We start from the raw sequence: 1,323 nt of genomic DNA, 5'->3' as shown, positions 1-1,323 counted from the left end.
TGAGGTTACCCTCGTTTAGTGGACACCCTATTTGTACGGATCTTGTGTCCGTAAGAGAGGATGTTCATTGTGAGTCAACAGCGCAAGAAATACACGCCGGAGTACCGGCGTGAAGCCGCAAACCTGGTAATCGAGTCAGAGCGACCGATCGCTCATGTGGCTAAGGAAATCGGTGTTTCCGCCGGGCTTTTAGGCCGGTGGGTCAAACTCGAGCGTGAACGCCGAGGATCCTCAGATGGGATGAGTGAGGCTGATCTTCGTGCTGAGAATGCTCGTCTGCGCCGTGAGTTGGCAGAAGCCAAGATGGATAATGAGTTTTTGTCAAAAGCGACAGCCTTCTTCGCCGCGAAGCAACGCGAGCAGAAAAGTTCGAACTAATGCAGCAGGAGAAGGCAAACTACAGCATCAAACGCATGGCACGGCTATTAAAAGTGTCTCGGTCTGGATACTACAAATGGGCCCATGCGCAGCAGAAACGACTATCCGGAAAGGATGATCGGTCAGCATTTTACGATGATGTTGACCGAAAGATTCATCAGATTTGGAAAGACTCCGATGAGGTTTATGGTGCTCCGCGGATCACCGCAGAGCTCGCCGAGCGCTACTACATTTCACTTAACCGTAAGACTGTGGCGAAGCGGATGCGCATGATGGGCATTGAAGGGATTTCACCGCGTGCCTTTGTCCCGGTGACAACCATTCAATCCAAGCGTAAGTCAACTCTTCCTGACCTGGTCAAGCGCATGTTTGATACTGGTCAGCTCAACCGGGTGTGGATGTCGGATATTACCTACCTTCGCACCGGTGAGGGCTGGCTGTATTTGTGCGCGGTCCGCGATGGTCATTCCCGCAGGGTACTGGGCTGGGCAATGGATAGCGTTCAAGACACACACCTGGTTGAACGGGCCCTGCGGATGGCGCATACGCTACGCGGTAACGTTCCTGATGGGCTGGTGTTTCACGCTGACCGTGGAACGCAATTTACCAGTGAGAAGCTCTGGGAAGTGTGCCGCAACCTGGGCATCGCTCAGTCTGTGGGGCGCACTGGCGTGTGCTTCGATAACGCGATGGCCGAGTCGTTCTGGTCGACGCTAAAGACTGAATTCTACGACCGTAAGCGATGGCCTACCCGTGATACTGCACGCAAGGCCGTTGCCTACTGGATGGAAGTCGTCTACAACCGCCGGCGCCGGCACTCTGCACTCGGAATGGTCAGCCCCGTCGACTTCGAGAACCACACCGGCTCAATCAACAGCAGAAAAGAAATAGCTGCCTAACCACTAGGTAGCTCCACTACGTGTCCACGATTTGCGGGCAACCCCA

1 protein-coding gene is annotated in these 1,323 nt (G+C 54.3%); it reads left to right on the top strand.

What is annotated here, in order from left to right; translation table 11 throughout:
* The first annotated feature begins 60 nt into the window (after nt 1-60).
* Nucleotides 61-1,277, top strand: a protein-coding gene (locus tag HMPREF2559_RS00365; RefSeq protein WP_148138754.1) for an IS3 family transposase whose coding sequence is annotated in 2 segments (ribosomal slippage) — nt 61-322 and nt 322-1,277 — 1,218 coding nt in all. Because the reading frame shifts where the segments join, the coding sequence is not laid out codon by codon here.
* The last annotated feature ends 46 nt before the right edge of the window (nt 1,278-1,323 follow it).

Source organism: Corynebacterium sp. HMSC072G08, from assembly GCF_001809185.1.
Classification (GTDB): Bacteria; Actinomycetota; Actinomycetes; order Mycobacteriales; family Mycobacteriaceae; genus Corynebacterium; species Corynebacterium phoceense.
This window is presented reverse-complemented; position numbering and strand designations above follow the sequence as displayed.